The 25,759-nt window shown below is 51.8% G+C and carries 22 protein-coding genes; 11 read left to right on the top strand and 11 right to left on the bottom strand.

The genetic code is table 11. The features are described 5' to 3' along the window. Positions 1 to 72 precede the first annotated feature (72 nt). Together ACQ4N7_RS16570 and ACQ4N7_RS16575 are read right to left on the bottom strand one after the other, a co-directional pair. Complete coding sequence (locus ACQ4N7_RS16570) at positions 73 to 1,077, bottom strand: photosynthesis system II assembly factor Ycf48 (protein WP_430712609.1); 1,005 nt, start codon at positions 1,075 to 1,077, stop codon at positions 73 to 75. Between the two features lie 124 nt (positions 1,078 to 1,201). Continuing rightward, positions 1,202 to 1,627, bottom strand: coding sequence for a rubredoxin (locus ACQ4N7_RS16575; RefSeq protein ID WP_430712610.1), 426 nt, complete (start codon positions 1,625 to 1,627; stop codon positions 1,202 to 1,204). Between the two features lie 329 nt (positions 1,628 to 1,956). On the opposite strand from ACQ4N7_RS16575, the gene ndhC reads away from it, so the two are divergent. The 8 genes from ndhC to ACQ4N7_RS16615 all read left to right on the top strand — a co-directional run bounded on the left by ndhC (position 1,957) and on the right by ACQ4N7_RS16615 (position 12,127). Then, on the top strand, positions 1,957 to 2,319 hold the full coding sequence (ndhC, locus tag ACQ4N7_RS16580) for a photosynthetic/respiratory NAD(P)H-quinone oxidoreductase subunit C (protein ID WP_106867128.1): 363 nt from the start codon (positions 1,957 to 1,959) through the stop codon (positions 2,317 to 2,319). Continuing rightward, on the top strand, positions 2,310 to 3,047 hold the full coding sequence (gene nuoB / locus ACQ4N7_RS16585) for an NADH-quinone oxidoreductase subunit NuoB (RefSeq protein ID WP_430712611.1): 738 nt from the start codon (positions 2,310 to 2,312) through the stop codon (positions 3,045 to 3,047). Before ndhC ends, nuoB begins: the two co-directional genes overlap by 10 nt. Beyond that, on the top strand, positions 3,048 to 3,602 hold the full coding sequence (locus ACQ4N7_RS16590; protein WP_430712612.1) for an NAD(P)H-quinone oxidoreductase subunit J: 555 nt from the start codon (positions 3,048 to 3,050) through the stop codon (positions 3,600 to 3,602). It abuts the gene before it with no gap. 535 nt (positions 3,603 to 4,137) lie between these two features. After that, entirely contained in the window at positions 4,138 to 6,342 is a 2,205-nt protein-coding gene (locus ACQ4N7_RS16595; protein ID WP_430712613.1) for a GumC family protein, read from the top strand. Continuing rightward, on the top strand, positions 6,272 to 7,459 hold the full coding sequence (locus ACQ4N7_RS16600) for a polysaccharide biosynthesis/export family protein (RefSeq protein ID WP_430712614.1): 1,188 nt from the start codon (positions 6,272 to 6,274) through the stop codon (positions 7,457 to 7,459). The genes ACQ4N7_RS16595 and ACQ4N7_RS16600 overlap by 71 nt, the downstream gene beginning before the upstream one ends. Positions 7,460 to 7,721: 262 nt before the next feature. Next, positions 7,722 to 8,774, top strand: coding sequence for a glycosyltransferase (locus ACQ4N7_RS16605; RefSeq protein ID WP_430712615.1), 1,053 nt, complete (start codon positions 7,722 to 7,724; stop codon positions 8,772 to 8,774). Positions 8,775 to 8,983: 209 nt separating this feature from the next. Further along, a complete protein-coding gene (locus tag ACQ4N7_RS16610) occupies positions 8,984 to 10,258 on the top strand; it encodes an O-antigen ligase family protein (protein WP_430712616.1) in 1,275 nt (424 codons plus the stop codon). A 69-nt stretch (positions 10,259 to 10,327) separates the two neighbouring features. Further along, a complete protein-coding gene (locus ACQ4N7_RS16615) occupies positions 10,328 to 12,127 on the top strand; it encodes an ABC transporter ATP-binding protein (RefSeq protein ID WP_430712617.1) in 1,800 nt (599 codons plus the stop codon). A gap of 137 nt (positions 12,128 to 12,264) precedes the next feature. Here the strand turns inward: ACQ4N7_RS16615 and ACQ4N7_RS16620 are convergent, their stop codons facing one another. The 9 genes from ACQ4N7_RS16620 to surE form a co-directional block, all read right to left on the bottom strand. Continuing rightward, positions 12,265 to 13,416 carry a hypothetical protein gene (locus tag ACQ4N7_RS16620; protein ID WP_430712618.1) on the bottom strand — a complete coding sequence of 384 codons (1,152 nt, stop codon included), beginning with the start codon at positions 13,414 to 13,416 and terminating at the stop codon, positions 12,265 to 12,267. A 69-nt stretch (positions 13,417 to 13,485) separates the two neighbouring features. Continuing rightward, complete coding sequence (locus ACQ4N7_RS16625; RefSeq protein ID WP_430712619.1) at positions 13,486 to 14,229, bottom strand: precorrin-2 C(20)-methyltransferase; 744 nt, start codon at positions 14,227 to 14,229, stop codon at positions 13,486 to 13,488. Positions 14,230 to 14,341: 112 nt separating this feature from the next. After that, positions 14,342 to 16,372 carry a cation:proton antiporter gene (locus ACQ4N7_RS16630; protein WP_430712620.1) on the bottom strand — a complete coding sequence of 677 codons (2,031 nt, stop codon included), beginning with the start codon at positions 16,370 to 16,372 and terminating at the stop codon, positions 14,342 to 14,344. A gap of 67 nt (positions 16,373 to 16,439) precedes the next feature. Next, positions 16,440 to 17,609: a murein transglycosylase A gene (mltA, locus tag ACQ4N7_RS16635; RefSeq protein ID WP_430712621.1), complete on the bottom strand. Its 1,170-nt coding sequence runs from the start codon at positions 17,607 to 17,609 to the stop codon at positions 16,440 to 16,442. 74 nt (positions 17,610 to 17,683) lie between these two features. Further along, the gene (locus ACQ4N7_RS16640) at positions 17,684 to 17,938 is read right to left on the bottom strand and encodes a hypothetical protein (RefSeq protein WP_194026098.1); all 255 of its coding nucleotides are present in this window, start codon (positions 17,936 to 17,938) and stop codon (positions 17,684 to 17,686) included. Positions 17,939 to 18,050: 112 nt separating this feature from the next. Continuing rightward, positions 18,051 to 18,959, bottom strand: coding sequence for an AAA family ATPase (locus tag ACQ4N7_RS16645; protein WP_430712622.1), 909 nt, complete (start codon positions 18,957 to 18,959; stop codon positions 18,051 to 18,053). Between the two features lie 176 nt (positions 18,960 to 19,135). Then, positions 19,136 to 20,191 (bottom strand): bifunctional riboflavin kinase/FAD synthetase, encoded by a 1,056-nt coding sequence (locus ACQ4N7_RS16650; protein ID WP_430712623.1) that lies wholly within the window; start codon positions 20,189 to 20,191, stop codon positions 19,136 to 19,138. Positions 20,192 to 20,330: 139 nt separating this feature from the next. Continuing rightward, entirely contained in the window at positions 20,331 to 21,221 is an 891-nt protein-coding gene (locus ACQ4N7_RS16655) for an MBL fold metallo-hydrolase (protein ID WP_430712624.1), read from the bottom strand. A 243-nt stretch (positions 21,222 to 21,464) separates the two neighbouring features. Beyond that, positions 21,465 to 22,292 (bottom strand): 5'/3'-nucleotidase SurE, encoded by an 828-nt coding sequence (surE, locus tag ACQ4N7_RS16660; RefSeq protein WP_430712625.1) that lies wholly within the window; start codon positions 22,290 to 22,292, stop codon positions 21,465 to 21,467. 88 nt (positions 22,293 to 22,380) lie between these two features. On the opposite strand from surE, the gene pheS reads away from it, so the two are divergent. The 3 genes from pheS to msrA all read left to right on the top strand — a co-directional run bounded on the left by pheS (position 22,381) and on the right by msrA (position 25,702). After that, a complete protein-coding gene (gene pheS / locus ACQ4N7_RS16665; RefSeq protein WP_430712626.1) occupies positions 22,381 to 23,382 on the top strand; it encodes a phenylalanine--tRNA ligase subunit alpha in 1,002 nt (333 codons plus the stop codon). A 333-nt stretch (positions 23,383 to 23,715) separates the two neighbouring features. Continuing rightward, entirely contained in the window at positions 23,716 to 24,954 is a 1,239-nt protein-coding gene (locus tag ACQ4N7_RS16670; protein WP_430712627.1) for a Zn-dependent hydrolase, read from the top strand. A gap of 82 nt (positions 24,955 to 25,036) precedes the next feature. Next, the gene (msrA, locus tag ACQ4N7_RS16675; protein ID WP_430712628.1) at positions 25,037 to 25,702 is read left to right on the top strand and encodes a peptide-methionine (S)-S-oxide reductase MsrA; all 666 of its coding nucleotides are present in this window, start codon (positions 25,037 to 25,039) and stop codon (positions 25,700 to 25,702) included. The last annotated feature ends 57 nt before the right edge of the window (positions 25,703 to 25,759 follow it).

The raw sequence follows: 25,759 nt of genomic DNA on the forward strand, positions 1-25,759 counted from the left end.
AGAATCTAACTTAATCATAGAGAACCCCGGAAACCCTAACAAGCTATTTCAGCTAAGATCTCCGAATTTTTCTTAGGCAATCTCAGGACGATACCTGAGAATGGTGCCCTGCTGCCCCAGAATGAAGCCCGTTTCAGGACCCACAAACTTCACTCTATAGAAGTTTGACGGCACATCTTGTACAGACTTGTCCTTATACCAGGTTTGACCACCGTCAAAGCTGCACAGTAGGTTGCCACCGCCCCCCGTCACCCAAACCTCATTGGCGTTCCGAAAGGCCATATCGAGTAGCCCCCAGCTAGTGCCAAACTCAGGACTAATCGCTTCAGTGAAGTCATCGGAAGCCCGAGAGTTAGAAAACCGCACCTGACCACCTCGGGCAATCACCCAGAGCTTCCCGTCCTTATCAAAGCCCATATTCTGTAAGCGCCGAGAATTTTGACGGTTGTGGGGAATCCACTGGTCTTGCCCCATGGCCCAAGTCGAATAGAAGTTACCCCGCGAAGATACCGCTACATAGCGACCATCCTCAGAGCGCACCATGTTGCGCACAACTCCAACGGCACCTTGAACCAATGCTTTCCAGGTGCGTCCACCATCCTCAGTGCGATAGATGGCACCAATATCGGTAGCCATTTCAGCCGAGCTGGGTCCAACTGCTGTAATCAAGAAAGGTGAACCCGGCAACTCCTTGCTCAGCGGCACATTTTCCCAGGTCTTGCCGCCGTCACCCGTATGCAACAGTACTGACGGAATACCTGTAACCCAACCTTCGCTACCGGCAAAGTCAATTGATGTAAACGTGTAGGGCTGATCGCCCAGCGCTAGCTCTCGCACCTCCCAGGTATTGCCGCCGTCCTGGCTTTCCAGCAGTGTGTTGCGACTGCCCACAATCCAACCGTGGTTAGGATCTTGAGTAAACGCCACATCCGACAGGGTGGAGTCAACCGGCACCTGGATCGCTTCCCAGGGATGCACATCTGCGTCCGCCAAAAAATAACCAGAACAACCGGTCGCTAAGGCCATAGCAACCAGCATTACCAGTCCTCGTCTTATCCAATTAAACGCAGCGTGCATAAGTAACTCGAACCCGTACTTGCTAAACAACACTCAAATCACAATACGCCGGTTGGTAGACGTAGCTAGCTAAACTCCTGCCCGTTAACGTCTTACTGTCAACTTGGCTAGAGCGCCAGATACACTACTTCAAGCCGTAAAGACTAATGAAAAACAGAAAGCCTAGAGCCAAAGCGCTAAAAATTAGGATGTTCTTCTGGCCAGGCGTCAAACGATTGACACCCAGGCCGTAGTTCAAATTTTCCTTAAACCCAGACGGTGAACCAGCTGGGCCAATATTGCTGAACTGTTTCTTGGGGGCACTACACACCGGGCAACGCCAGTTCAAAGGCAAATCTTCAAAAGCTACGCCCACAGGAACCTTCGCTTGACTATCGCCCTTAGTCGGCTCGTAGGAATATCCACAGGCCCGACACTCATAACGATCCATGTCTTGAGGAGAAAGAGCAGCTGACTTAGCCGTGTCTCCCTCAGGGCTGTCTAATCCTTCAGGCACTGCTGTATCCACTGATTCTGGTGAATTAGCTGTAGGCTCAGATTCAGTACTCATAAGACTCAAGCACCTCAAAATCCAACAAGAGCAAACTGGGGCGATCGCCGCACCCTTTAGGTTGTCGACATACCGCTGGCCCACAGGCAGCAGAACGTTCGTTGTAAACAATTATGACATAGACAGGTCATCACTCTCATTTTGCCTGAGTCCCTGGTGATCGCAATGCTTGCCATAAGCAAGAGTAATTTTCTAACTACCCGTTAATCCCTCCCTTTGAACGGGCTTTTCCGTTAAAGTGTCTTAAGATGACATCTGAAGCCTGTGGGCTGTTGAATCTAGCATCCAGGCTGCACGCTTGAATACAAGCCTTTCGCAGTGGTGAACTCGTGTTCGTTTTATCTGGCTACGAATACTTTCTAGTCTTCCTGTTGGTGTCTTGCCTAGTGCCCGTGGCGGCCCTGACAGCATCTAAGCTCTTGCGCCCCGTCAGTCGCGGGCCAGCTCGTAGAACCACCTACGAATCTGGTATGGAGCCTATTGGCGGAGCCTGGATTCAGTTCAACATTCGCTACTATATGTTTGCTCTGGTCTTCGTCATTTTTGATGTAGAGACGGTGTTCTTGTATCCCTGGGCAGTGGCTTTTAACCAACTAGGCCTGCTGGCTTTTGTAGAGGCACTCATTTTCATTGCTATTCTCGTTGTTGGTCTTGTGTATGCTTGGCGCAAAGGAGCCCTGGAATGGTCTTGAACTCTGCTACAGATAAGATCTCCCTGGCTCCCGGCGAGAGCTTGGTTAACCCCTCAGCCCCTCCTGCTGTTACCCATGGGCTTTCTGAAAACGTCATTTTGACAACGGTAGATGACTTGTACAACTGGTGTCGGCTGTCTAGCCTGTTCCCGTTGTTGTACGGCACCGCCTGCTGTTTCATTGAGTTTGCCGCCCTAATTGGCTCTCGGTTTGACTTTGATCGGTTTGGGCTGCTGCCTCGAGCCAGTCCTAGGCAGGCAGATCTGATCATTACGGCTGGTACTATCACAATGAAGATGGCTCCAGCCCTGGTCAGGCTTTATGAGCAAATGCCGGATCCAAAGTACGTCATCGCTATGGGTGCTTGTACTATCACTGGTGGCATGTTCAGTAGCGACTCCACTACGGCGGTGCGCGGTGTCGATAAGTTGATTCCTGTGGATGTTTACATCCCCGGCTGTCCTCCACGACCTGAAGCCATCGTTGACGCCATCATTAAATTGCGCAAGAAAGTGGCGACAGAGTCGATGCAGGATAGAGCTTACACTCTGCAAACCCACCGTTTTTATGAGCGCAGCCATGCTCTCAAGACTGTGCCGCCAATTTTAACGGGTCAATACTTACAAACTGGCACTCATACAGTGCCTCCAAAAGAGCTGATGGAGGCCATGGGTATGCCTATGCCCGAGGCGATTACCGAATTCGCTCCTGAAGAGAAGGAAACTTAAATGGCTGAAGCAGAATCTCAAGCGTCCTCACCTGAACCGTCTTCTACACCCGATTCAGAAGCTGGGGCTCCTTTGGCTGAAGCTGGCGCTGTTTCAAGCTGGTTGACCGAGAATGGGTTTGATCACGGACTAGCCCCTAGAGATCACCTAGGTGTAGAAGTAATTACTGTGTCTCCTCAGTTTCTGATTCCAATTTGCACGGCGCTGTATGCCTATGGTTTTAACTATCTTCAGTGTCAAGGTGCCTATGATGATGGCCCTGGCAAGGAGCTAGTAAGCTTTTACCATCTCATCAAGCTAGACGATAATGCTGACAGACCGGAGGAGGTTAGGGTAAAAGTATTTTTGCCCCGAGATAATCCTCGCTTGCCCTCTGTCTACTGGATCTGGAAAGCGGCTGACTGGCAGGAGCGTGAGAGCTACGACATGTACGGCATCGTTTATGAAGGGCATCCCAACCTCAAGCGGCTACTCATGCCTGAAGACTGGGTTGGTTGGCCTCTCCGCAAAGATTACATTTCCCCAGACTTTTACGAACTTCAAGATGCCTATTGAAGTAAGTTTGTAAATTTATCAGCTTTTGCCGTGAGCCAGTCGAATGAGTCAGTTGTAACAACTGACTCATTCGACTGGCTTTCTCCGTAAAGGCAAACGTTTATCCAATCCAAATCGTCGTTGTAGTACCTAGACGGCTTTTTATCCGGCATGATGATGGCTTCTTGCCTCACTTGGGTAACCTAGAGTTTCAGGCTCGGCTCATTTAGCATTACAGAATCGTCATCATTATCAAGACAAGGCTAGGTGATACCACGAGCAACCCCCGCTCCTGCTTTCATAGGATATGCTTGCCTCAAGGGTTATGCATCTATATTAATTAGATAGGCAGTTATACGAGTCTTTGCCTCCTATTTGAGATCTACCAGCTGTTCACCTATTCACAACTGGGAGGGCCTTGGCCACATACCGCTAACCCATGCTCTTGATTGAGGTCTTGGGTTCTGCAAGGGCAACTTGGACCAGCCAACCTCTCCCTAAACCGTTTCCGTGAGTAGACAGACCGTTTTCAGGCGTATTTCATTTCTATCCGTCTATGACTAGTAAGACCTACCAAGATTACGTTGAAGAAATTGACCTGCAACGCTACTGGCTTGTTCTCAAGCGGCGGTGGCTTCCAGCGACTCTTGTGCTAGGCACTTGTGTAGCAGGTTCGGCACTTGTCGCCCTAACGCGAGAACCATCCTACAGTGCAGAGGGCACCATACTGGTGAGGCCAGACCTGACGCCTACACTGACTGGAGTTGGGAGAGACCTGCGTGAATTGCCCCTGTCGATAAACAACCTGCAAAATCAAAGTTCTGTTGTGTTGTCAACCGCGGTCATGCAGACTGTTATTGACAATCTAAATCTTACTGATGATGATGGTTTGCCTCTAAAGCCAGCTGCACTGAGCAGCAAGATCAAGGTAGAGTCTGCTGAAGAGGCCGATATTCTAGAAATCTCTTACAGTGCGGATGATCCAGAAGAGGCTGCTAGCATCGTCAACGCAGTAATGGATGCATATTTAGCCAGAGATATTCTCAGCAATCGTCTGAAAGCCGCTACAGCCCGTGAGTTTATTGAACGACAACTTCCTGTGGCTGAAGCGGATCTCGATCGTGCTGCTGCTGCACTACAACAGTTCAAGGATGCTAACGGGATTGTTGTACTTGAAGATGAGGCAACTGTTGCAGTTACTGAGATTGCTAAGCTAGATACTCAAATTCGAGATGTATCTTCCACTCTTGCTAGCGCCAACACTCAGGCAAGCGAGTTACAAGAACAACTGGATCTTCCCCTGGCGCAGGCCAAGCAGATTGAAACTTTGAGTCAGTCTACTGCTGTCCAGCAGGCACTGACAGACTTGCAGTTAGCTCAAGCTGAACTAGCTAGTCAACGCAGCTTGTACCGAGATACCCATCCCACAATCATTAATTTAGAACGTCGAGTTGCGTCGCTGCAAAGCCTCCTCAGCGATCGAGTCGAAGAGATTGTAGGTACAACCTCTCTCTCCGGTCTTGGCAATTTGCAAATGAGTCCGCTAGATCAGCAACTCACAACGGAATTGGCTACCGCAGAAGTTAACCGCTCTAGCTTGGCTAGCCAACTTCAGAGTTTAGTTGAATCTCGCAACCGCTATGCTGAAAGAATACAAGCCTTTCCCGCTCTTGAAAAGCGCCAGCTAGAGTTGACCCAGCGCCTGCAGGCCGCCCAGCTCAATTACGAAAATCTTTTGGCTGCCTTTCAACAGACGCAGCTAGCTGAAAACCAAACCGTCGGTAGTGCCGAAATTTTAGAAAGAGCAGAACCCGCTGATGGGGCTGGCAGCTTGCTTGTTCTTGCCTTAGTGGCTGGAACTTTTATTGGTAGTCTGCTGGGTATTGCCTGCGCATTCTTCTTAGATCTAGTCGATAAGTCAGTCAAGACCGCTAAAGATGGAGAGATGCTGCTTGGCTACACCTTGTTAGGTCTGGTGCCAAAGTTTCGCCCCAGAGGCAGCGATAGCTCAACGGCTTATCTAGCAAGTCGGCTAGGCTCATCAGGTTCCTCTGCTTATATTCCTGCTTTAGATCGAGACCAACCAATGGTTTCTGCTGCCTTTCAAATGCTGCAGGCAAATCTAAAGTTTACTAGCACAGATATGTCCAATCGCATTATCACCATTACCAGCTCAGTTTCTGAAGAAGGTAAATCTGAGGTTGCCGCTAACTTAGCGGCAACCTTAGCTTACTCAGGAAAGCAAGTTTTGCTTATTGATGCTGATTTGCGATCGCCATCCCAGCATCATATCTGGGACGTAGTCAATCGGGCTGGACTGAGCCAAGTGCTTATCAGAGAGGAGACTCAACAGGATGTGACCTATCAGGTCTTTGAAAATCTTACTTTGATGACAGCAGGAGCTCTTCCTCCAAACCCTTTGGCTATTTTAGACTCTGAGCGGATGGCAGACTTACTTCAGCAGTTAAAGCGCCAGTACGATTACATCCTAATTGATACCCCTCCTTTATTGGGAGCAGCAGATGCCGCTGTGATGGGGCGTATGTCAGATGGTGTTTTGCTAGTCTTAAGACCGAGGAAAGTAGATTCTGCTAATGCTCTAGCGGCTAAATCATTTTTGGAGCGCTCTCAGGCTAATGTTTTGGGCGTAGTCGCTAACGGAGTAGATATTAACAACGAGCATGGCGACTATGTATCCCGCATTAGAGCCGGTGAATATGGCAAAATGCCAGTCTCAGAAATGCAAACAACGGTTCGTTGATTTATTTGTTAAGACTATGAAACTAGATAAACGTTCTATTGCTCTACTTTCGCTTTCAGCTGCATTGGCTCATCACTGTCTATGGGGTTTAGGGTTAGCTAAGGCACAGCAGAGCGCTGATTTTAATACACCAGCGACCGAGTTCTCGTCGGTACCTCAAGCAGCCGGGAGCTATATTTTAGGTGCTGGTGATCAAATTGCAGTAGTCGTATTTGGATACGAAGAATTTACGGGTGCTCGGGTGGTTTTACCCGATGGCACCATGCCATTTCCGTTCCTAGGGTCTATTCAAGCTGCTGGAAAAACCGTGGACAGCTTGTCTAACGAAATTACTCAAGGGCTTAATGCTTACTTAGTTAACCCCGTTGTGAACGTTAGCCTTACAGCCTTGCGACCTGTAGTCGTGGATGTAGCAGGTGAAGTCTATCGTCCTGGCCCTGTTCAGTTAAGTAGTTTGACAACAGCAGAAACACAGCTCAACGTTGATGCCAGAATCACGCAAGCTACCACCACCCCTACCCTCTCCTCAGCCTTAGTAGCCGCTGGGGGTATACGACGCACGGCAGACATCACGTCGGTCATCGTTAGACGACAGTTACCCAACGGAGAATCGCAAGATATTTCTGTTAACTTGTGGGAGGCTATATCCAATGGCGGACAGGGCAACAACTTAGTTCTCCGAGACGGTGACGCTATCTTTGTACCTAGGGCACTGGCAGACGCTGAAATTGATCCTGCATTAGTAGCAAGCTCTAGCATTGCTCCAGATAACGTCCGAGTGCGCGTTATTGGAGAGGGAGTGGTACGACCAGGAGAGGTACAGGTTCAGCCAAACAGTTCTGTCTCAGGGGCGATCGCAGCAGCAGGAGGACCAAACGCCGATGCTGCCCTTGGTGAGGTTAGGCTCGTACGGCTTGCAGACAATGGACAAGTTGAAGAGCAAAAAGTTGATCTTTCTAGCCTAGTAGATAGCTACCAAATTCAAGATGGAGATGTAATTTTAGTACCCAAAAAAGGCTATCTGGTTGGCATCGACAACGTTGGCCGTGCCCTATCACCACTCCTTGGTCCGCTCGGAGCCGTTTTGAACATTTTCAACCTGTTTAATGACGACTAAAAAGATTTGAGTTTATGTTGCCTTTAAAGGTTTGAAGAAGGAGTCAAAATGCATAGTCAGATTCAATCGCTTTGTAGCGATCGATAGTGCGAAAAATGAAGCAGTTAATTAGTGAGAAGTTTCAACGGCTCTACAACTGCAATCAACTTTTACGGGTGTATTAGAGATGCGCGACCTAATTGAACGACTTCCACCCCTATTAATCAAGAATAATAAATATAATAGAGGATGAAAAAGCCCAAAACCTGAGCAGAGTAAATTCATGGAAAATAACAGGGCTGCATACAATCTTCCCTATCCCGTCACATTTGTACTTAAGTATCCTGAGAAATGGCCGGAGCTATTTTCTGAATCACCACCTCTCGACCCTGCTTCGCTACATGCGCGTATCAAGACTAACGAGGATTGCTGGATTGTTACTACTTATTTGTACTTGAAGAGAAAAAAACTCAATGTATTAATATCTGATAGGTTTACGACTGGGCAAATTAATGTAGTTAGTTCCTTAGACTATAGTGCGAGAGATCTGGCTTTTAATTCTTTTGTTGTCGGCACCCGTAGTGATGGGTTTAAACCAGCTCTCTGTGATTTTGTTGTAGTGCAAAATAGGTTTCAGTTAGGCTCCGCAACGGATGCATTTATTCCCCATTGGCCTCAGCCTGGTATAGTTCCTAGGTGTCAGGAAAGAGGTAGCATAATCAAAAATGTTGCTTTTAAGGGGAATGACAGGAATTTGTATGAACCGTTTCGTTCTCCTGAATTTAAAAGAGAATTAGAGAAGCTTGGCCTAGAGTTGAAAGTTAGTGGTGGTTCTGTAGAGGGAATTGTTTCGTGGAACGATTATAGTACCGACGACCTGGTTTTAGCTGTTCGGGATCTTACTGAAAGCGATATTTTGGTTAAGCCTGCGAGTAAGCTGGTTAATGCTTGGATTGCTGGAGTGCCCGCTTTACTTGGTCCTGAGCCAGCTTTTCAAGACTTTAAACAGTCCGATCTTGACTATATCGAGATTAAGTCACCACAAGAAGCGCTGAAAGCAATTCAGCAGCTTAAGTCAAATCCTGAGTTGTATCGAAAAATGATAGTCAATGGATTGAAACGGGCTGAAGAATTCACAGTAGAAAATATGATTAGGCGTTGGGTTGAAGTATTGTCGGGGCCTGTAGCTAATCAATATAGTCAATGGAGGAAAAAAACAAAGCTAGAGCGTATAACCAGTTTTCTGTCAAGATTTCCTCAGCACAAGCTTTCCATGAAGGAAGCAGCTTACAATCGCTCTAATGGAAAATATATTATTTCAGGTCGCTATGTATAGTTTGTAAAGAGGCTAGTAGGAATAGTGGGTAGAGCGTTAAGGTGCTTCTTGTTCAATTTTGTTTGGATAGTTACAAGCAACGTTTGATGAAGCATTTGATTGGCTAGCGAAAGGTGGCAAAGCAAATTCAATCATTCTACAACTTAAGGCTACGCCTGTTCCGTTGATCCCTAAATGAACAATTACAATTAGCTAACTTCTTTAGCCTTATGGAAGCTCAAATCCCCATCTTTGGTCTAGATAAAATTTCATCACAAAACAGGCTTGATTTCGCAGAGAAAGTTTTCACAGTTTTTTCACTACTCTTCTTTATGGGGGTGTTTGGATTTGGGCCCGAAGATTCTGAAACAGGCATTATTCCTAGCTCAGTAATCACTCTCATGAGGTATGGCATTTATGCAACTACTTTACTACTATTGGCATTGCGTATAAAAAGTACGCTGAAGACGGCCCTTAGTAACAAATGGGTTTTATGTCTAATTTCTTTTATTAGCATTTCTTTTTTATGGTCTCAAGATCCGTCAACAACAGTGGATGTGGTTTGGAAAGAATTAATTCCAATGTTCTTGCTGAGCCTTTACATAGCATCTAGATTCACAATTGAACAGCAGTTTAGTTTGGCAATTCAATCTTTGTTGATAGCATTCTTTTTTAGTATTCTTTTGGCAATTGTCATGCCAAGTATAGCTTTTCATCAAACCGGGGATTACGCAGGGAGTTTTAGGGGAGCTTTTGGCGATAAAAATAGGTTTGGAGCAATTGCCGCAACACTATTAGTGACTCTGTTTATGTTGAAAAACTATGCGGAAAAAAAGCAGGGGTGGGCTTCCGCAATGCTGGTTTTTTGCTTCGCCATCCTTGTAATTAGTAGTTCTGTTACCGCTTTGGTCTTGTCCGTTGCAAGCTTGCTCTTGGTTTCACTCTATCAAAAGTTTAAATGGATGGGAAAGAAAACTATATTATTGGTTAACCTTTCTATTCTAATTTCAATGAGTTTTTTCTACGTAATCATATCTAGATGGATTGAAATTCTTACTTTTCTTGGTAGGGATCCAACATTGTCTGCGCGTACCTTAATCTGGAACTACGTTATAACCACTAAAATTCCACCTCATCTATATTTTGGGTATGGGAAGGGAGCCTTTTGGAGTTCGGAGAGGTTAACTTCTGGCTTTGAACATGCTGCATTCCATATTCCAGCACATTCGCACAATGGTTTTCTAGACTTAATCTTGGAAGCTGGGCTCATTGGCTTCGCGCTATTTTTTGTGGTATGGCTAGTTGCTTATACAAGAGCTGTTAGGCTAGCGTACAATTTTAAAAAAGCATCTTATTTATGGCCATCGATTTTCTTGTCCATGATGATTCTTTTTAATCTCTTTGAGAGTTACTTGGTTTTGTTCCCCAATATCAACTGGGTATTATTTCTCTCAATAGCTTTGTCTCTGAGTCAAAAGCCGTTTTGCTTGAGGGCCTTGGGTTAGATATTTTGCTGAATATTGGGAATACAAGAAGAGCTGGCTTTCCCAGACATTAGTTTTGAGGTGTAAATTGTGATTCTCTTTCAAAAATTCCTATACGTTTTCTCTGGAAACCGTCGCCAGTTACTCGTTTTAATTCTTGTTTTTCTGCTCACGTCGATTTTAGAGGCTTTCGGGATAGGATTACTTGGACCTTTTCTAAATTTGGCTGGAGATCCTTCGAAAGTCATTCAAGATAGCTATGTTTTTTCACGTACATACCAGACTTTTGAATTTGCGAAGCCTTCTGATTTAGTAGTGTGGTTTGGACTCTTTATAATTGTTGTATTTATACTTAAAAGCATTATCTACTTTTTGAGTAAGCGTTACTCGTATAAAATTCTCTTCCATCAAGTAGCTGTTATTCAGGAGCGACTGTTTGATACTTACATTCTCGCTCCTTACGATTTCCACTTAACCCGAAACACAGCAGATTATACAAACAAGATAGCTGGTGAAGCACAAAGATTCGGGTTCATGTTTGCTTTGCCGATGGTGGAGTCGTTCTCACACGTAATTTTGATTACAACGCTTCTGGCGCTAATGGCCAGAACCAACATTTTGCTTTTAATCACCTCGCTAATATCGCTTTTTCCTGCGTTCTTAGCTCTTTCCTTCCTAATGAAGCGATTGAAAGTTTGGGGTCGCCTATCTACTATTGCTCGTGAAGAAACAATTAAAGCCGTTAATCATGGATTAGGAGGGATCAAAGAAACACGGGTATTTGGCTGTGAGAATTACTTTCGCAAAGACCTTAAGCAGCACGTATACCAAGAGGCAAAGCTTCAGGTTCTCTTCCAGAGTGCTCAATTTATCCCTAGGATAATGATTGAGGCCCTTTTAGTAATTGCGATTGTTGGTTTTGTATGTGCTTCCCAACTATCGCCAAACCAAGATTTTCAGTCTACTCTCTCCAGCATGGGGGTTTTTGCTGTTGCATCGCTGCGTTTGATTCCGGTTGCTAGTAACCTTGCCCAGTGCATTGGCAGTCTACGCAACTCATCACATACCCTTGATGTTGTGTACTTAGACCTGAAGGATATTGAAGACGATGGCTGGAAAGAACAAAAAACTTCGATTCAATCACTAGATACGCTCGAAGCTTGGAACTCAAAACGGACACCGACCTATTCTACGGACTTAAAAATTACCGGGGTTGTTTATCAGTATCCTAGCTCTACTAAGCCTTCTCTGAACGGCATTTCAATGGAGATTAAGAAAGGAGAATCTATAGGTCTGATTGGAAAGTCTGGAGCAGGAAAGACGACTTTGGTAGATGTAATTCTTGGTCTCCTAACTCCGCAAGAAGGAGATATATTAGTTGATGATCAGTCTATTTACAAGAATTTGTCAGAGTGGAGAAATCTAGTAGGTTATATCCCTCAGTCTATTTTCCTGACTGATGACACCATAGAAAAAAATATTGCCTTTGGAGTTCCAAGTGATCAAATTGATCAAAGCCAGCTATGGTACGCTATCAAGGCAGCTCAACTAGACTCGTTCGTCGCAGACTTGCCTGATGGAATAAATACTTCTGTTGGGGAACGAGGGGTAAGGCTATCTGGTGGTCAACGTCAGCGTATTGGAATTGCTCGGGCTCTGTACCATCAAAGAGAAATCTTGGTGCTAGATGAGGCAACATCTGCCTTGGACAATGAGACTGAGCAGTTAATTAGCAACTCCATCAGGGCTTTGGCTGGGTCTAAAACCTTGATTATTATTGCTCACCGCTTGTCTACTATTGAACATTGCGACCGCATTTACGTACTTGAGAAGGGCACCGTAGCTCGCTCTGGAACTTACGCTGATGTCGTTCTTGCGCCTCAAGCCTAACTGGTTGTTTAGAGTACTCGAATATTAGTTTTGGTAGCTAAAATTAGCCGAAGGGTGGAGTACTTAAGACACCCACCCTTCGGCTAAACCTATCGTTGGCACAGCTATAATTTCTTAAACTTATCTGCCTAAGTAGCTTATTCTACCGGTGCTGTAGGTTGTTCTGGTTCGGCTGTACGAGACTGTAGCAGCGCCTCGCGGCTGAGGCAGTTTTGGCTGTTATATTCTACTTCTACAACAACCTCATACCGGGTATTGATGTCTATCGGACTTTCATTTTCTTCGCCTGCCTGTTGCTGAAGGTCTTGCAGAGCCTGTTCAGCAGCCTGGTTAAGGAAGGGATAGCCCGTGCTCTTAAGGACTGCAGTCCAAAGTTTGATACCATCAGCTTCATCGGGTACACCAACAACACCTATCAGCCCGTCAGTAGGCTCGGGCTCTAGGCACAGTCGACCGCTATAGGGCACTTCAATCGTCAGAGGCTCGGGGGCTTCAGCAACGGTATCGCCCAGCCTCTCTTTAACGGTTTGTAGCCAAGCTGCTTTGGCAGTTTCTACCTCTGCTGCACTGGTTTGATCGTCGCTGAATTCGACTCGAGCCAGAAGGTCACTGGCTTGCTCAGTTTCATCTGAGACGTTGGGGGCAGAGGGATTGAGCGCGGCTGAAGGCGTGCTGCTAGCGGTATTGCCCTGGTCGGTCTGACGCGGCTCTAAATCAGCAGCGCTGGGCGCGTTAGCCTCTTCTGGAGCCAGCGCTGTAGGGGTTGAGGCTTGGGGGGTGGACCCTTGGGTAGATGTTTCAGGCCGTCGTCTTAAAGCACTGCCATTGGGAATAGAAGGTAATGCGGAGCGACGGGGGGATAGCCTAATGGTGGAACGTCCGGGCGACGTGTAGGGAGAAATGCCGGTTGGGAAGGAGGTAGAGGGTAACTGAGGCGCTGGTATTTTTATGGATGAACCAAAGTCTGAGCCAGGTTCTAGGGGCAAGCTATCGCCTGAGGGTGGAAAGAGGCTAAATAAATCGTCGTCGCTACTTGGAAATAGTGAGGAGGGGGCAGAAAAGTCTGGGAGTCGACTCTGTTCTTCAGGAGTTAGCTCGATTAGCGGCACTCGGCGCTCTTCTAGCTCTGGGCCGCTGCCTCCTAATGCCGTCATGTTGAGGCTAGAAAAGGAGGGACCAGCGGCAAATAGCACACCGTGAAACCCCAGCGAAACAATGGCGGCAATCCACTGGGGTTGGCGGATAGTGGTAAGTAACTGGCTGAGCCTGGGTGCAGTAAATGGATTCATTCCGATCGCGCGCCTGCTGTGGACGTATTGTGTTGACTTGACCCCATAGGCCTGGGTTCCTGCTCTTTTCTAGGGTAGCGGATTTACCCCCGACCTAATGACCATCAAAGAGAAGTAGGGTAAGTCGAGATCAGGGTAAGGCGTAAGCGGTCGATAAATGGCCTGATTGGGCTGGGTGGCATTGACGATAACCCAGCTCTGCTCTAGCAGCTGCCGCTGTTTTAGGAGCGCCCATACCTGCGCATATACCGACCCTACTTTGAGCAGCACGACTACATCAGCCCAGCTCAAAGCAGATTCGAGATCGGCAAAAGTATAGAGGGCGGGTAGCACCACCAGCTTATCGGACTGCACGGTGAGGGGAAGACCCAGAGCGCTGACCGCCGCCATGGGTGAGCAGATACCTGGAACTCGCTGTATTCTTGCCGCCGGGTAGCGCCGCTCTAAATCGAGGGCCAAATAATTAAAAGTGCCGTAGAAACTTAGATCTCCTTCGCAGGCAAACACGACATTTTGGCCCTGGCTAAGGAGCTGCCAGATGCGATCGCCTGCCTGTTGCCAAGCATGAGAAAGCTGGCGTTGGTCAAGGACGTAGGGAAAATTTAGAGGCAGCAGCTGTTGGCGGCCTAAGTGCGGCGCGATAATGCGCTGGGCTAATCCTGGCTGGCCGTTGCGCCCCTGGGGAAAGGCCACCACATCAGCACTTTGCAGGTACTTTAGAGCCTTGAGCGTAAGCAGATCAGGGTCGCCTGGGCCAACGCCTATACCCGTCAGGGTACCTGGCTGAGAGGAATGAGCAGAGGTAGGGGCCATATGTCGATGTGAGGATAAGGCTATGCCGCCAGCACAACTGTAGCTGAGCAGCTCACTCAGCGTAAAAGGGCAACGCCGAGCTCAACCGGGGGAGCGATCGCAAGTGACCAGTCTAAGTGTCAGCTGCGGCCGTAGAGCCATCCTGGGGAATCTTCGCGACTGTCTCGGTCGAAACGTCTGGAGCGGCTGCTCCGTTGAGAGCAGCCGCCTCATCTGGAAAAATTGCAGCCATTGCTTCGGCTTTGGGCCGCGGTTGAGGCGGTTCCCGTGGGATCGTTTCAACCGCCGGCACAGTTTCTAGGGTTAGCCGGGTGGGTTGAATACCGCCCGCTAGCTGCTTGAGCAACTTGGGTTTAGAGTCGTGCCACAGGTAAACGATGCGATCGCCTGCCTCCCAGGTGTCTTGCCCCAGCGTCACCCGCAGCGTATCACCCCGCTCAACTAGCAAAGGCACCATGCTGCCACCCTGCACGAGCGTGGCTAGATGCGCTTTTTGCAGGTCAAATTTCTCCTGCCGCAGCTGGGTTTCACCCAGGCGTACCTCGCCATCGTTGAGATACGTATTCCACTGTTTTAGAGATAAATGAGGGGTCTGAGCCCCTTTGAGCTGGCCCTTGTTGGGCAGTTCTCCCAGACTTTTATCCTGGGGAACTACGGCGATTACCCGAGCGGGCTGAAACTCCTCCAGTGCGCGTTGGGCTACCACGGCATTGACCTCGCCATTTTTGGTCATAGCCAAAAAAGTACCGGCTTTGCCAAGTCCAGCTTTTTCTAGAGCATCGTGATCAAGGGCACTGCTGATCAGTAGCTCGATGCCCTCCTTCTCAGCCGCAGCACCGTTAGACTCATTGGTATCAATCATAACCACCGGGTCGCCGTACTCTTTAATCAAACGGGCAATTAGCAGGCTCAGGGGGCTGCATCCTACGATTACTGCCCCCACAGCATCGGCCTTGGTAATACCCAGCCAGCCGGCCACTAGCCTTGCCGTCAGCCCCTGGATCAGCACGGTCAAGATAATGGTCAGAAACACCAGAGCCTTGATGGCGTCGCCGCCGCTGATGCCTCGCTCGGTGAGCAAAATGGCAAACAGGGATGCCACCGAGGCGGAGACAATGCCGCGCGGAGCTACCCAGCCCAAAAAGAGCTTTTGCCTCCAATTGAGGTCGCTGGAGCGGGTGCACAGCCAGATATTGACCGGGCGGACTACCAACATCAGCACCAGTACCGTCAACACGGCCCCGCGCCCCAGGGCAAACACACTGGCGATCGACAAATCAGCGGCCAACAAAATAAAGAGTACTGATACCGCCAGCACGGTCAGCTGTCCCTTGAACCGACGCAGCAGCCGCTCGTCGGGCACCGACAGCCAGCGCACCATCATGCCCGCCACCACGGTGGCCATCAGCCCTGACTCGCTGCGAATGCTCTGGGCCAGCCCAAATAGCCCCCATAGCCCTGCTAGCACCACCAGGTTGCGCAGGTCTTCGCCTAAAAAGTTGGCTCGCTTGAGCAAAAGCCCGATCAGGCCACCGCCTACCACCCCAATTAGCGTGCCGATGCCCAGCCGCAGGATGAGCCCTCCGACCACCGTAGTTGGGTCGGCGTCGCCATTGAGAATGATGTCAAGCACCACCACGGCTAGAATGGCCCCGACCGGGTCAATCAGTACCCCTTCCCCTTCGAGCAGGGTGGCGACCTTGCGATCGACCTCCACCTGGCGCAGCAGGGGGCTGATCACTGTGGGCCCTGTAACGACTACTAAAGAAGCGTAGAGAAAGGCTAGCGACCAGGGGAATTCACCCAGCCAGTGGGCGGCCATGCCGCCACCGATGAGGGTAATAAAAATGCCGATGGTGACTAGATTGCGCAGGCTATTTGACACCTGGCCCAGTTCGCTGAGCTCCAGGCTTAGGCCTCCCTCAAATAGAATGAGCGCTACGCTGAGGGCCACAATGACCTCAAGCCCCACCCCTAAATCCTGGGGATGGAGCAGCCCAATGCCGTCTGGCCCTAGGCCAATACCAAACAGCAGCAGGAAAATGATGCTGGGAACCCTAGCGATTTCCCCGATGACCTGTGCTGTAACGCCGGCCAACACCGTAAGCACGATTTGTAGGGTGAGGGCAAAGGAAGTATCCATAGGCGTATAGGGTAACACCCCTACTGTGGCAGACCAGGGGAATTATCGCCACGTCAGGGGCGGGTGCTCAGGGACGCAACAGCAGGTAATACAAGCGACCCGAGGTATTTATGCGCCCGGCTAGCTCTCCGGCCTGGGGGCCAGTTCCCACGAATAGGTCAACTCGCCCCGGCCCCAGAATAGCGCCCCCGGTGTCTTGATCGAGCACCAGGCGAGTGGTGGGTTGGTAGCTCCAGGTGCCCTCGGCGGTTGGCTGAGGTAACGGAACCTGGATGGCCGCGATCGCCCCTGGGGGCAGCAGCGACTTGTCGGTAGCGATCGAGTACCCCGCTGTGACCGGTACGCTGAGGCTGCCCGTAGGTGGCCCACCACTGCCCTCGCGAAAGAAAATAAACCGCTCGTTTTGGGGCAGGTATTGGTCTAGATCTTCGGGATGGGCCTCAAAATAGGCGATTAGATTGGGCAGCGACAGGTTTTCTAGAGCGATTTTGCCGTCGTTGACCAGGGCACGACCAATGCTGGTGTAGGGGTATTCGGTACGGCCCGCGTAGCCTACTGACATCGTCTGTCCATTGGTGAGCTGAAGTTTAGCCGAGCCCTGTACCTGCACCAAAAATGCCTCTAGCCGACTGGCCAGCCACACCAGCTCCAGCCCGGCCAGGGGCCCCTGACTACCGGCCAAACCGTCTGCTCCCTCCAGGTCTAAGCGGGTGGGGTGGGGCTGCGGCCAGGTATCTAAGGTCGGGGGACGGCGGTAGAGGGGGTAGCGGTACTCAGCGGTGGGAACGGTACTGGCCCGGTACTGCGGCTCAAAGTAGCCGGTGTAGGCAACGGTGCCATCGCCATCGGAGCCGACAGAGGTGTAGAGCACAAACTCCCGCCGCAGGGCCGCTTGAAAGGCCTGGTCGCTGGGGCTATTGGCCACCAGCTGACGCAGCCGCTGTAGACTGTGCCAGACGCGATCGCGCGTAATGCCTGGCACCGGATATTGTTGGTAATCTTCGTCGGCTTTAGGGGTAGCGAGGTAAGTAAAGCTGTGGTTGATGGCCTGGAGCAAAGGCTGGCGATCGTCGGGCAGGGTTAGGGTCGGCCATACCCTCTCTGCCGCCGCCGCTGACAGCAGTCGTAGCGGTAGTTCCGCTGGGGCCTCAGGGTTGGGGGCAAGCTCTGCCGCCAACGCCCCTGGTGGCTCAACCATATCAGCCACCGTCACCGAGGGCAGGGCCAGGTCGAGCATAGCTACGGGAGCCAGCGCCCCAAGGGCCGCAACCAGCCGCCAAATATTTGCGCTGAACCTAAACTGAAACCCCATTAAAACCGTTCAACACTAGAGCTAAAGACAGGCTCGACCCGAATGGCGCTGAGGCGGGAGGGGCGAATCACCATGTACTCACCAGGATTCACTTTAGGCAAGGGCACCGTAATAAATTCCTCGGAGGTAGCTTTGGGCATCAGTTCGCCGCTGTACCACTTCTGAAAATCCTGAATGGAGGAAAAGCGCACCTCTTCGTGGTGGCCGCCATCAAGCAGCATGTGAACGATGTACTCACTGGGCGTTCTTGGCATGGAGATTGCGGTCCTTCAGTTCACCGCCCCTATTATGGGCTGTTTGGCCCCAAAAACTACCACGGCCTGGGGATTTTTCTGCTTGCCGCCTGGGCAGTTTCTTGTCGATGGCTCAGGGAATTGGGGTGGTGTCTAGCAGGTCGGCTACCAGACGCTCAGGACGATGGTGCCCCGCAGGGATGAGGCGGTGGGCCAGGACGTGGGGCGCGAGCTGCTTGACATCGTCAGGGATGGCGTAGGTGCGCCCCTCGAGATAGGCGAGGGCCTGAATCGCCCGGTGGAAGGCCACAGACCCCCGTGGGCTGACCCCTAGGGTGATCTCGCTGTGGCTGCGGGTCGCTCTAACCAGGTCTAAGATATAGCGCTGCAATGACTCTTCTACCGTTACCTGGGCGCAGGCCTGCCGCAGCGCCATCACTTCATCTAGGGTGATGCAGGGCTGAATATCGTGGGGAGACATGCTGCCGCCTAGCCGCTGCAGCATGCTGAGCTCTTCGTCTGAGGTGGGGTAGCCCAGGCTAAACGACAGCGCAAATCGATCCATCTGAGCCTCGGGGAGCGGAAAGGTGCCCTGATATTCCACCGGGTTTTGGGTGGCGATCACAAAAAACGGGTCGGGCACGGGGCGCGATCGCCCATCCAGGGTGACCTGGTGCTCTTCCATCACCTCTAGCAAAGCCGACTGGGTGCGAGGGGTAGCCCGGTTAATTTCGTCGGCCAGCAAAATATTGGCAAAGACTGGCCCCGGCAGAAACTGAAACTCACCGCTGCTGGGGTTCCAAATATTGGTGCCGGTCACATCGGTGGGCAGCAGGTCGGGGGTACACTGAATGCGCTGAAACTTGCCGTCGATGCAGCGGGCCAGAGACTTGGCCAGCAGCGTTTTGCCGACCCCCGGCACGTCTTCGAGCAGGGCGTGGCCGCCCGAAAACAGCGCCACCAGCACGAGCCGAATCGAATCTGACTTGCCAACAACGGTCTTGTTTAAGTTTTGGACGAGTGTTTCAATGCGATCGCGCATGCGGTTAACCCCTGCTGTAGCCAAGTTCAGAGTACGGTCTTGAGCTGAACTTAGACGGAATGTATGTAGGCCTATGATGCCCCGATCGCGCCCCAACTGCCTACTCATCAACCGTTAATGACAGCTCCCGACGTGTGCCATCAGTTGAGCTATCAGCAGTCAATTGATGACGGTTCTTAGTAGGGCGATCGCGTCAATTCTCCCAGTGCCTGCCGACAATCGCGCTGAATTTGAGCCTTGAGGTCAGCGAGAGAATCGAACTTTTGCTCTGGCCGCAAAAAGTTGTGCAGGTGCACATCCAGGGTTTTGCCATAGAGATTGCCCGTCCAGTTCAGCAGGTGCACTTCGGCGGTAAGGGTCAATCCCTTGACGGTAGGTCGGGTGCCCAGGTTCATAACGGCAGGTAACAGGGTGTAAGGGGTTTGGGTGGCCCCCTGTACCCAAACGCTATAAACTCCGGTTTGGGGCAAAAATTTCTCGGCTGGCAGCAGCAGGTTCGCGGTTGGAAAGCCCAGGGTGCGCCCCAGCTGCTGGCCCTGCACAACTCGACCCGTAAGGCTATAGGGTCTGCCCAGTAGCGCTTTGGCTGTGTCTAGATCGGCTGTTGCTAAGGCCTGACGAATGCGCGAACTGCTAATGCGCTCTGTGCCCAGGCAGGTCAGCGGCGTAATGTGCACCTGCACGCCGTGGCGAGCCGCCAGGGTTTTGAGATCATCGACGCTGCCCTGACGTCGCTTGCCAAAGCAAAAATCTTTGCCAACGCTAATGCTAGCTACCCGCAGCTGATTAATTAGCAGCGATTCGACAAACTCTTCGGGGGAGAGATTGGCCAGGTGCTGGTCAAAGGGCAACAGCACAAGTTGCTCAATGCCCAAACGGCTGATCTGGGCTGCTTTCTCCGGTAAAGGCGTGAGCAGCGGACGAGCCCGGCCCGAAAAAAACTCCTGGGGATGAGGAAAGAAGGTCATCACCGTCGGGACAGGCGTTGCCCGTGCCCCCGCAGCCTGGGCCGAGCTAGTACCGCTAGGCGACATCCCCTGACGATGGCTTAAGCCTCGTAGAGCAGCTCCCGTCGGATTGGGAAGACCACTGCTAAACGGTGGCGCTGTTTTGCCCGTGGTTGGCACTACTGAGCCAATGACCGCCTGGTGGCCCAGGTGTACACCGTCAAAGTTCCCCAGGGCAATGGCCGTGGGGGTAATAGCTGTCGTAAGAGAAGACGTAATCCACACGCTTTACATTTTTACACAGACTGCTGCCCGCGCGCGGGCGTTAAGCCTGTCGATTGCCAGCAACCTGCCCGGTCAAATCACCCAAGTTAGTTCCCTGACCCTGCTTACCGGGCTACCTAAGCTTGAGCAGAAACTGGCGCTAGACGCTAGTTACCGAAGACGGGACTGAAACATGGGCAGAGGCGGTGAGGTTTAAGACCATGCCCTCGCGAGCGACCACTGCCCCAGGAAAAGCAGCTTTGGTTTGAGCGGCCACCTGGTCCATAAATTCGTCGTCGTGGGCGGGGTCATGGTGAAAGATGACCAGCGTTTTTACTCCAGCAGCCTTGGCTACTTTGACCGCCTCCTGCCAGGTAGAGTGACCCCAGCCCACTTTGCTAGATTTGGGGTCGTGGTACTCGTCGTTGGTGTAAGTGGAATCGTAGATCATGACATCGGCGTCGCGGGCAAGCCACAGGACATTGTCATCGAGTCGATCTGGGTAATGCTCGGTATCGGTGACGTAGGCCGCCACCTGATCTTGCCAGGTCACCCGGTAGCCTACGGCCTCACCAGGATGGTTAAGCAGAGCATTTTCGACAGTGATATCGCCAATGTGAAGGGTTTCACCGACGTCGATGTCGCAAAACTTGAGGTCGGCCCCCATTACCTGTAGCGGTACTGGAAAGTTGGGATGCAGCATTTGGTCGTTAAGGCGTTGCTCAATGGTGGACCCATTGGGGGCGATCGCACCATAGATATTGAACCGATTGCCTCGCACAAAGGCCGGTACAAAAAAGGGAAACCCCTGAATATGGTCCCAGTGAGAGTGGGTAAAGAAGAGATTGGCCTCGACCGGCATTTCGCTCAGCAGGGTTAAGCCCAGCTCGCGCAAACCCGTGCCGCCGTCAAAGATCAGTCGATGGCCTCCCACCTGCATCTCAACACAGGAGGTGTTGCCCCCGTAGCGCACTGTAGAAGCTCCTGGGCAGGCGATGCTCCCGCGTACGCCCCAGAACCGGACTAAAAATTGCTCGGTTAGCTCAGCCATGGATCTCTCGAAGTTGGGAAAGCATGGAACATCAGGCTAGAAATTACAGTGCACCTTTGGGTAGAGCATTTACCTGAGGTTCCTCTAATAGTAATGAACTCTGCACAAAATAGTCAGGGTGGGTCAGCCACCTTCCTTGCGGAAACGCAGAGGGCTGCGGGTTATGTTTTCTCTAGTTTGCCCATAAGCGCAACCGGAAGCGCAGTGAAATCCCGTTTCGGTAAATTTTTGTTCTTGGCGGGCTCACGTTGGCAGCAGCAACCGTCGCCCCTCGGCCAAATCTAGCAGATCGCCCACGGCGGTGAGGTTGTATTGCAGCGGTGTAACTGAGATATAGCGATCGCGAATGGCCTCTACATCGGTAGGGATAACCGCTAGTGACTGCTTTAAGCCGTGGGGCCAGCCCTGGTTGGGGAGCGGATCTTCGACCTCAGCGATCGCCTCTCCGGCTAGCCAGTAGTAGGTTTTACCGCGCGGGTCAAGGCGTTTCTCGAACTGGTCAAAATAGCGGCGAATGCCCTGACGCGTGATTTTGGCCCCTTTGATGTCGGCGGCGGCTAGCGCTGGCACATTGATGTTGAGCAGCATTGGGGCGGCTGGAGAGAATCGATCGCGATCGGCCAGCAGATCGCGAATGAAATCAGCGGCGGGGGCAAAGCTGCCCTGGGTAAAGCTGGTCAGGCTGACGGCGATCGCCGGAATCCCCTCCATCACCCCTTCCATCGCGGCAGATACCGTACCCGAATAGACCACATCGGTGCCCAGGTTAGCCCCGTGGTTGATGCCCGACACCACCACATCGGGTGGGGTCGTCATCAGCGCCCCCAGGGCCAGTTTGACGCAGTCGGCGGGCGTGCCGGAACAGCTCCAGGCGTGAATGTCCTGGTCAAACACCGACTCAATGACCTCGGCTCGAATCGGTTTGTGCATGGTTAAGCCGTGGCCCGTGGCCGATCGCTCGCGATCGGGGCACACCACTGTCACCTGGTGCCCTGCTGCGGCCAGGGTCGTCGCCAGAGTCCGCATGCCCAGGGCAAAAATACCGTCGTCGTTGCTGATCAGAATGTTCATGACTGCTCCCCCGCCACACTAAAATAATCAAAGCTTGGGGAATACCAAGTTGGGCCTTGCCCCATTGTTGTTGCACCATACACCCAGAATGACTTCCGCACCCACCCAGCTCGAAGCTGACCTGATAACCATGAAGCAGGCCGCCCAGGAGGCGATCGCCGCTGCTGCCACCCTAGACGAGCTAGAGCAGCTGCGGATTGGGTACCTGGGCAAAAAGGGCCAGCTCTCCAAGGTGTTGGGAGGTATGGGTAAGCTCTCTGCAGAAGAACGGCCCCGCATCGGGGTCTTGGCTAACGAGGTCAAAGAGCTGATCCAAACCCAGCTCGATCAGGGTAAAGCCACCCTAGAAGCGGCTCGCATTGAGGCTCAGCTCGCTACCGAAACCCTCGATGTGACCATGCCGGGCATTTTTTACCCCCAGGGCCGCATTCACCCCATCAACAGCATTATCGATCGCATTGTCGATATCTTTGTGGGCTTGGGCTACACCGTCGCCGATGGCCCCGAAATTGAAACCGACTACTACAACTTTGAAGCGCTCAACTTTTTGCCCGACCACCCGGCCCGCGACATGCAGGACACCCTGTATCTGCCCAACGGCCACCTGATGCGCACCCACACCTCTAATACTCAGATTCGCTACATGCAGAGCCACGAGCCGCCGCTGCGGGCCGTGGCCATTGGCCGCTGCTACCGCCGCGATACGGTCGATGCTACCCACGCCGCCGTATTCCATCAGATCGAGTTCTTCGCCGTCGATACCGATATCACCTTTACCGATCTGCGGGGCACCATCAAGGTCTTCTTAGAAGCCCTCTACGGCGATATTCCAGTCCGGTTTCGTCCTAGCTACTTCCCCTTCACTGAGCCTTCTGCTGAAGTGGATGTGCAGTGGCAGGGCAAGTGGCTGGAGGTGCTGGGCTGCGGCATGATCGATCCCAACGTGCTCAAATCGGTGGGTTATGACCCCGAAATCTACAGCGGCTTTGCCGCTGGGCTAGGGGTTGAGCGCCTGGCCATGGTACAGCACCAGATCGACGACATTCGTCGCCTCTACACCAGTGATCTGCGGTTCTTGCAGCAGTTTTAGCAGAATAATCTCATGCCACAAAAGGCCGGTATAGGCTATAGGGAAAGATGGGAAATCTAGGGACACCGGTCTAGGCCCCACGCTTGGGGTTAAGGCTCTCCTCTTTGCCGTATTTAGGCTGCCGAAAGTTGAGCCGATGGTCTAGAAATCAATGCTGCGGCTGCTTGCGATCGCAGTCCAGAAAGTTTTGCCTGGGTTCTTGCTATACAGAACACCACAACGACTCTGTATACAATGGACTGTATACAGGAAGCGTCACGGTTTATGATGGTCTGTAACGTTTTCTGGAGTCAACGTTTCATCTCTTCACCGCACTCCTCCTATTGAGTACCTATGGCCCTCTTACAAACCCTTAGCGTTAACGGTAAGCGTCTCAACCAGTGCATTGACGACCTGGCTCAGATCGGGCAGCTCGAAAACGGTGGTATTTGTCGGTTAGCCTTCAGCTCAGAAGATTTTCAAGGACGCGAGCTGGTGCGGCGGTGGATGGTAGAAGCAGGGCTGAGTACCTGCATTGATACGGCAGGCAACCTGATTGGCCGTCGCCCAGGCCGCAAACAGGCCCCAGCCATTGCCACCGGTTCTCACATCGACACAGTGCCCTGCGGCGGCAAGTTTGACGGCAATTTGGGTGTGCTGGCTGGCATCGAGGTGGCGCGTACCCTACAGGAAAACAACATCACCCTGGACCACCCCTTTGAGGTAATTGTTTTCGCCGACGAAGAAGACACCATGATTGGGGGCCGCGCTATGGCCGGTACCGCGTCTTTAGATGCCGCTGACTACCACCGCAAAGACGGTCGCCCCATCGACGCATGCGTCAATACCGCAGGCGGCAATTGGGAGCAGCTAGCCCTGTCTAAGCGCACCCGCGACGATATCTGCGCGTTTGTCGAACTCCACGTTGAGCAGGGCGGAGTATTGGAAACGGCCCAAAAGCAGATTGGCGTGGTGCAGGGCATTGTCGGCATGCAGCGCTACCAAATTCACATAACTGGACGGCCCAACCATGCTGGCACCACCCCAATGGATCAGCGTCAAGATGCCCTGGTGGCCGCCGCTCAGGTGGTGCTGGTGGTCAATCGTTTGGGTAAGCGCCCTCCGGCCCAGCAGGTGGCCACGGTGGGTGCTCTGCAGGTATGGCCCAACGCCGACAACATTGTGCCGGGCCAGGTGCAGTGCAGCATTGATGTGCGCGACCTCAACCAGCACGTGATTAATGATTTAATTGACGATCTAAAAGAGGAGCTGCGGCTGATTAGCCAGAGCACCGGCACCAAAATTGAGATTGTGCCCCAGCTTAACGTTGCTCCCAGCCCTGCGGCGGAGCATATTCAGGCGATTATCGCTGAAGTGAGCGATCGCTTTGGTCTGAGCCACATGCCGATGCCCAGCCGCGCAGGACACGACGCCCTTGAGATGGGCCGCTTTACCGATATGGGCATGATCTTTGTGCCGAGCGAAGGCGGCTTTAGCCACTCAGAGGTGGAGTACACGACTCCCGAGGAGTGCGTTAACGGTGCCAACGTATTGCTAGAAACCTTGCTGCGCCTCGATCGCCACTACCGCTGAGCAGGGTTATCCCTACTGGGGATGGTCAGGTTGTTGACGCTATAGTTGAACCACGGCTCCTATACATATCACAATCATTCCTATGGCTTTCTTTGGTTTAGGCAAAGGCAAAAAGTCCGAGATGCCCGCCGCTAGTGAGGCACTTCCGGGCCGGTCTGCAACTATGCCCGTGCCCGACAAGCACTACGTCAACGGCAATCCTCTCAATCCCCCTTTTCCCGCTGGTATGGAGCTAGCGCTCTTTGGCATGGGCTGTTTTTGGGGCGCTGAGCGCAAGTTTTGGCAGCTAGAAGGCGTATATTCTACTTCTGTAGGTTATGCGGCTGGCTACACCCCCAACCCAACCTATCAAGAGGTGTGCTCTGGGCTGACGGGCCACAACGAAGTCGTGCGCGTCGTCTTTGACCCAGCGGTCATCACCTACGAGCAAATTCTCAAAACCTTTTGGGAAAACCACAACCCTACCCAAGGTATGCGCCAGGGTAACGATGTCGGTACTCAGTACCGCTCGGGTATTTATGTCTACTCTGAGGCCCAGCGTCAGCTGGCAGAATTGACTCGCCAGGCTTATCAAGAAGCCCTCAATCGTTCTGGTTACGGCGCTATCACAACTGAAATTCTGGATGCTCCGGAGTTCTACTATGCCGAAACCTATCACCAGCAGTATCTGGCCAAAAACCCAGGCGGCTACTGTGGCTTAGGCGGTACCAACGTGGCCTGCCCCGTAGGGGTAGCCGTCGAGGGATAGAACGCCCCCTTTAATCCTTAGGGTTGATACTTTTTGGTCATGCAACGCTTCAAGAAA

The sequence above is a fragment of the Nodosilinea sp. AN01ver1 genome (genome assembly GCF_050565655.1).
Lineage (GTDB): Bacteria > Cyanobacteriota > Cyanobacteriia > Phormidesmidales > Phormidesmidaceae > Nodosilinea.

Excerpts from the sequence above, each read along its gene's own strand:
- ACQ4N7_RS16570 (WP_430712609.1), bottom strand. The coding sequence starts at position 1,077 with ATGCACGCTGCGTTTAATTGGATAAGACGAGGACTGGTAATGCTGGTT.
- ACQ4N7_RS16575 (WP_430712610.1), bottom strand. The coding sequence starts at position 1,627 with ATGAGTACTGAATCTGAGCCTACAGCTAATTCACCAGAATCAGTGGAT.
- nuoB (WP_430712611.1), top strand. The coding sequence starts at position 2,310 with ATGGTCTTGAACTCTGCTACAGATAAGATCTCCCTGGCTCCCGGCGAG.
- ACQ4N7_RS16590 (WP_430712612.1), top strand. The coding sequence starts at position 3,048 with ATGGCTGAAGCAGAATCTCAAGCGTCCTCACCTGAACCGTCTTCTACA.
- ACQ4N7_RS16595 (WP_430712613.1), top strand. The coding sequence starts at position 4,138 with ATGACTAGTAAGACCTACCAAGATTACGTTGAAGAAATTGACCTGCAA.
- ACQ4N7_RS16600 (WP_430712614.1), top strand. The coding sequence starts at position 6,272 with ATGTATCCCGCATTAGAGCCGGTGAATATGGCAAAATGCCAGTCTCAG.
- ACQ4N7_RS16605 (WP_430712615.1), top strand. The coding sequence starts at position 7,722 with ATGGAAAATAACAGGGCTGCATACAATCTTCCCTATCCCGTCACATTT.
- ACQ4N7_RS16610 (WP_430712616.1), top strand. The coding sequence starts at position 8,984 with ATGGAAGCTCAAATCCCCATCTTTGGTCTAGATAAAATTTCATCACAA.
- ACQ4N7_RS16620 (WP_430712618.1), bottom strand. The coding sequence starts at position 13,416 with ATGAATCCATTTACTGCACCCAGGCTCAGCCAGTTACTTACCACTATC.
- ACQ4N7_RS16625 (WP_430712619.1), bottom strand. The coding sequence starts at position 14,229 with ATGGCCCCTACCTCTGCTCATTCCTCTCAGCCAGGTACCCTGACGGGT.
- ACQ4N7_RS16630 (WP_430712620.1), bottom strand. The coding sequence starts at position 16,372 with ATGGATACTTCCTTTGCCCTCACCCTACAAATCGTGCTTACGGTGTTG.
- mltA (WP_430712621.1), bottom strand. The coding sequence starts at position 17,609 with ATGCTCGACCTGGCCCTGCCCTCGGTGACGGTGGCTGATATGGTTGAG.
- ACQ4N7_RS16640 (WP_194026098.1), bottom strand. The coding sequence starts at position 17,938 with ATGCCAAGAACGCCCAGTGAGTACATCGTTCACATGCTGCTTGATGGC.
- ACQ4N7_RS16645 (WP_430712622.1), bottom strand. The coding sequence starts at position 18,959 with ATGCGCGATCGCATTGAAACACTCGTCCAAAACTTAAACAAGACCGTT.
- ACQ4N7_RS16655 (WP_430712624.1), bottom strand. The coding sequence starts at position 21,221 with ATGGCTGAGCTAACCGAGCAATTTTTAGTCCGGTTCTGGGGCGTACGC.
- surE (WP_430712625.1), bottom strand. The coding sequence starts at position 22,292 with ATGAACATTCTGATCAGCAACGACGACGGTATTTTTGCCCTGGGCATG.
- pheS (WP_430712626.1), top strand. The coding sequence starts at position 22,381 with ATGACTTCCGCACCCACCCAGCTCGAAGCTGACCTGATAACCATGAAG.
- ACQ4N7_RS16670 (WP_430712627.1), top strand. The coding sequence starts at position 23,716 with ATGGCCCTCTTACAAACCCTTAGCGTTAACGGTAAGCGTCTCAACCAG.
- msrA (WP_430712628.1), top strand. The coding sequence starts at position 25,037 with ATGGCTTTCTTTGGTTTAGGCAAAGGCAAAAAGTCCGAGATGCCCGCC.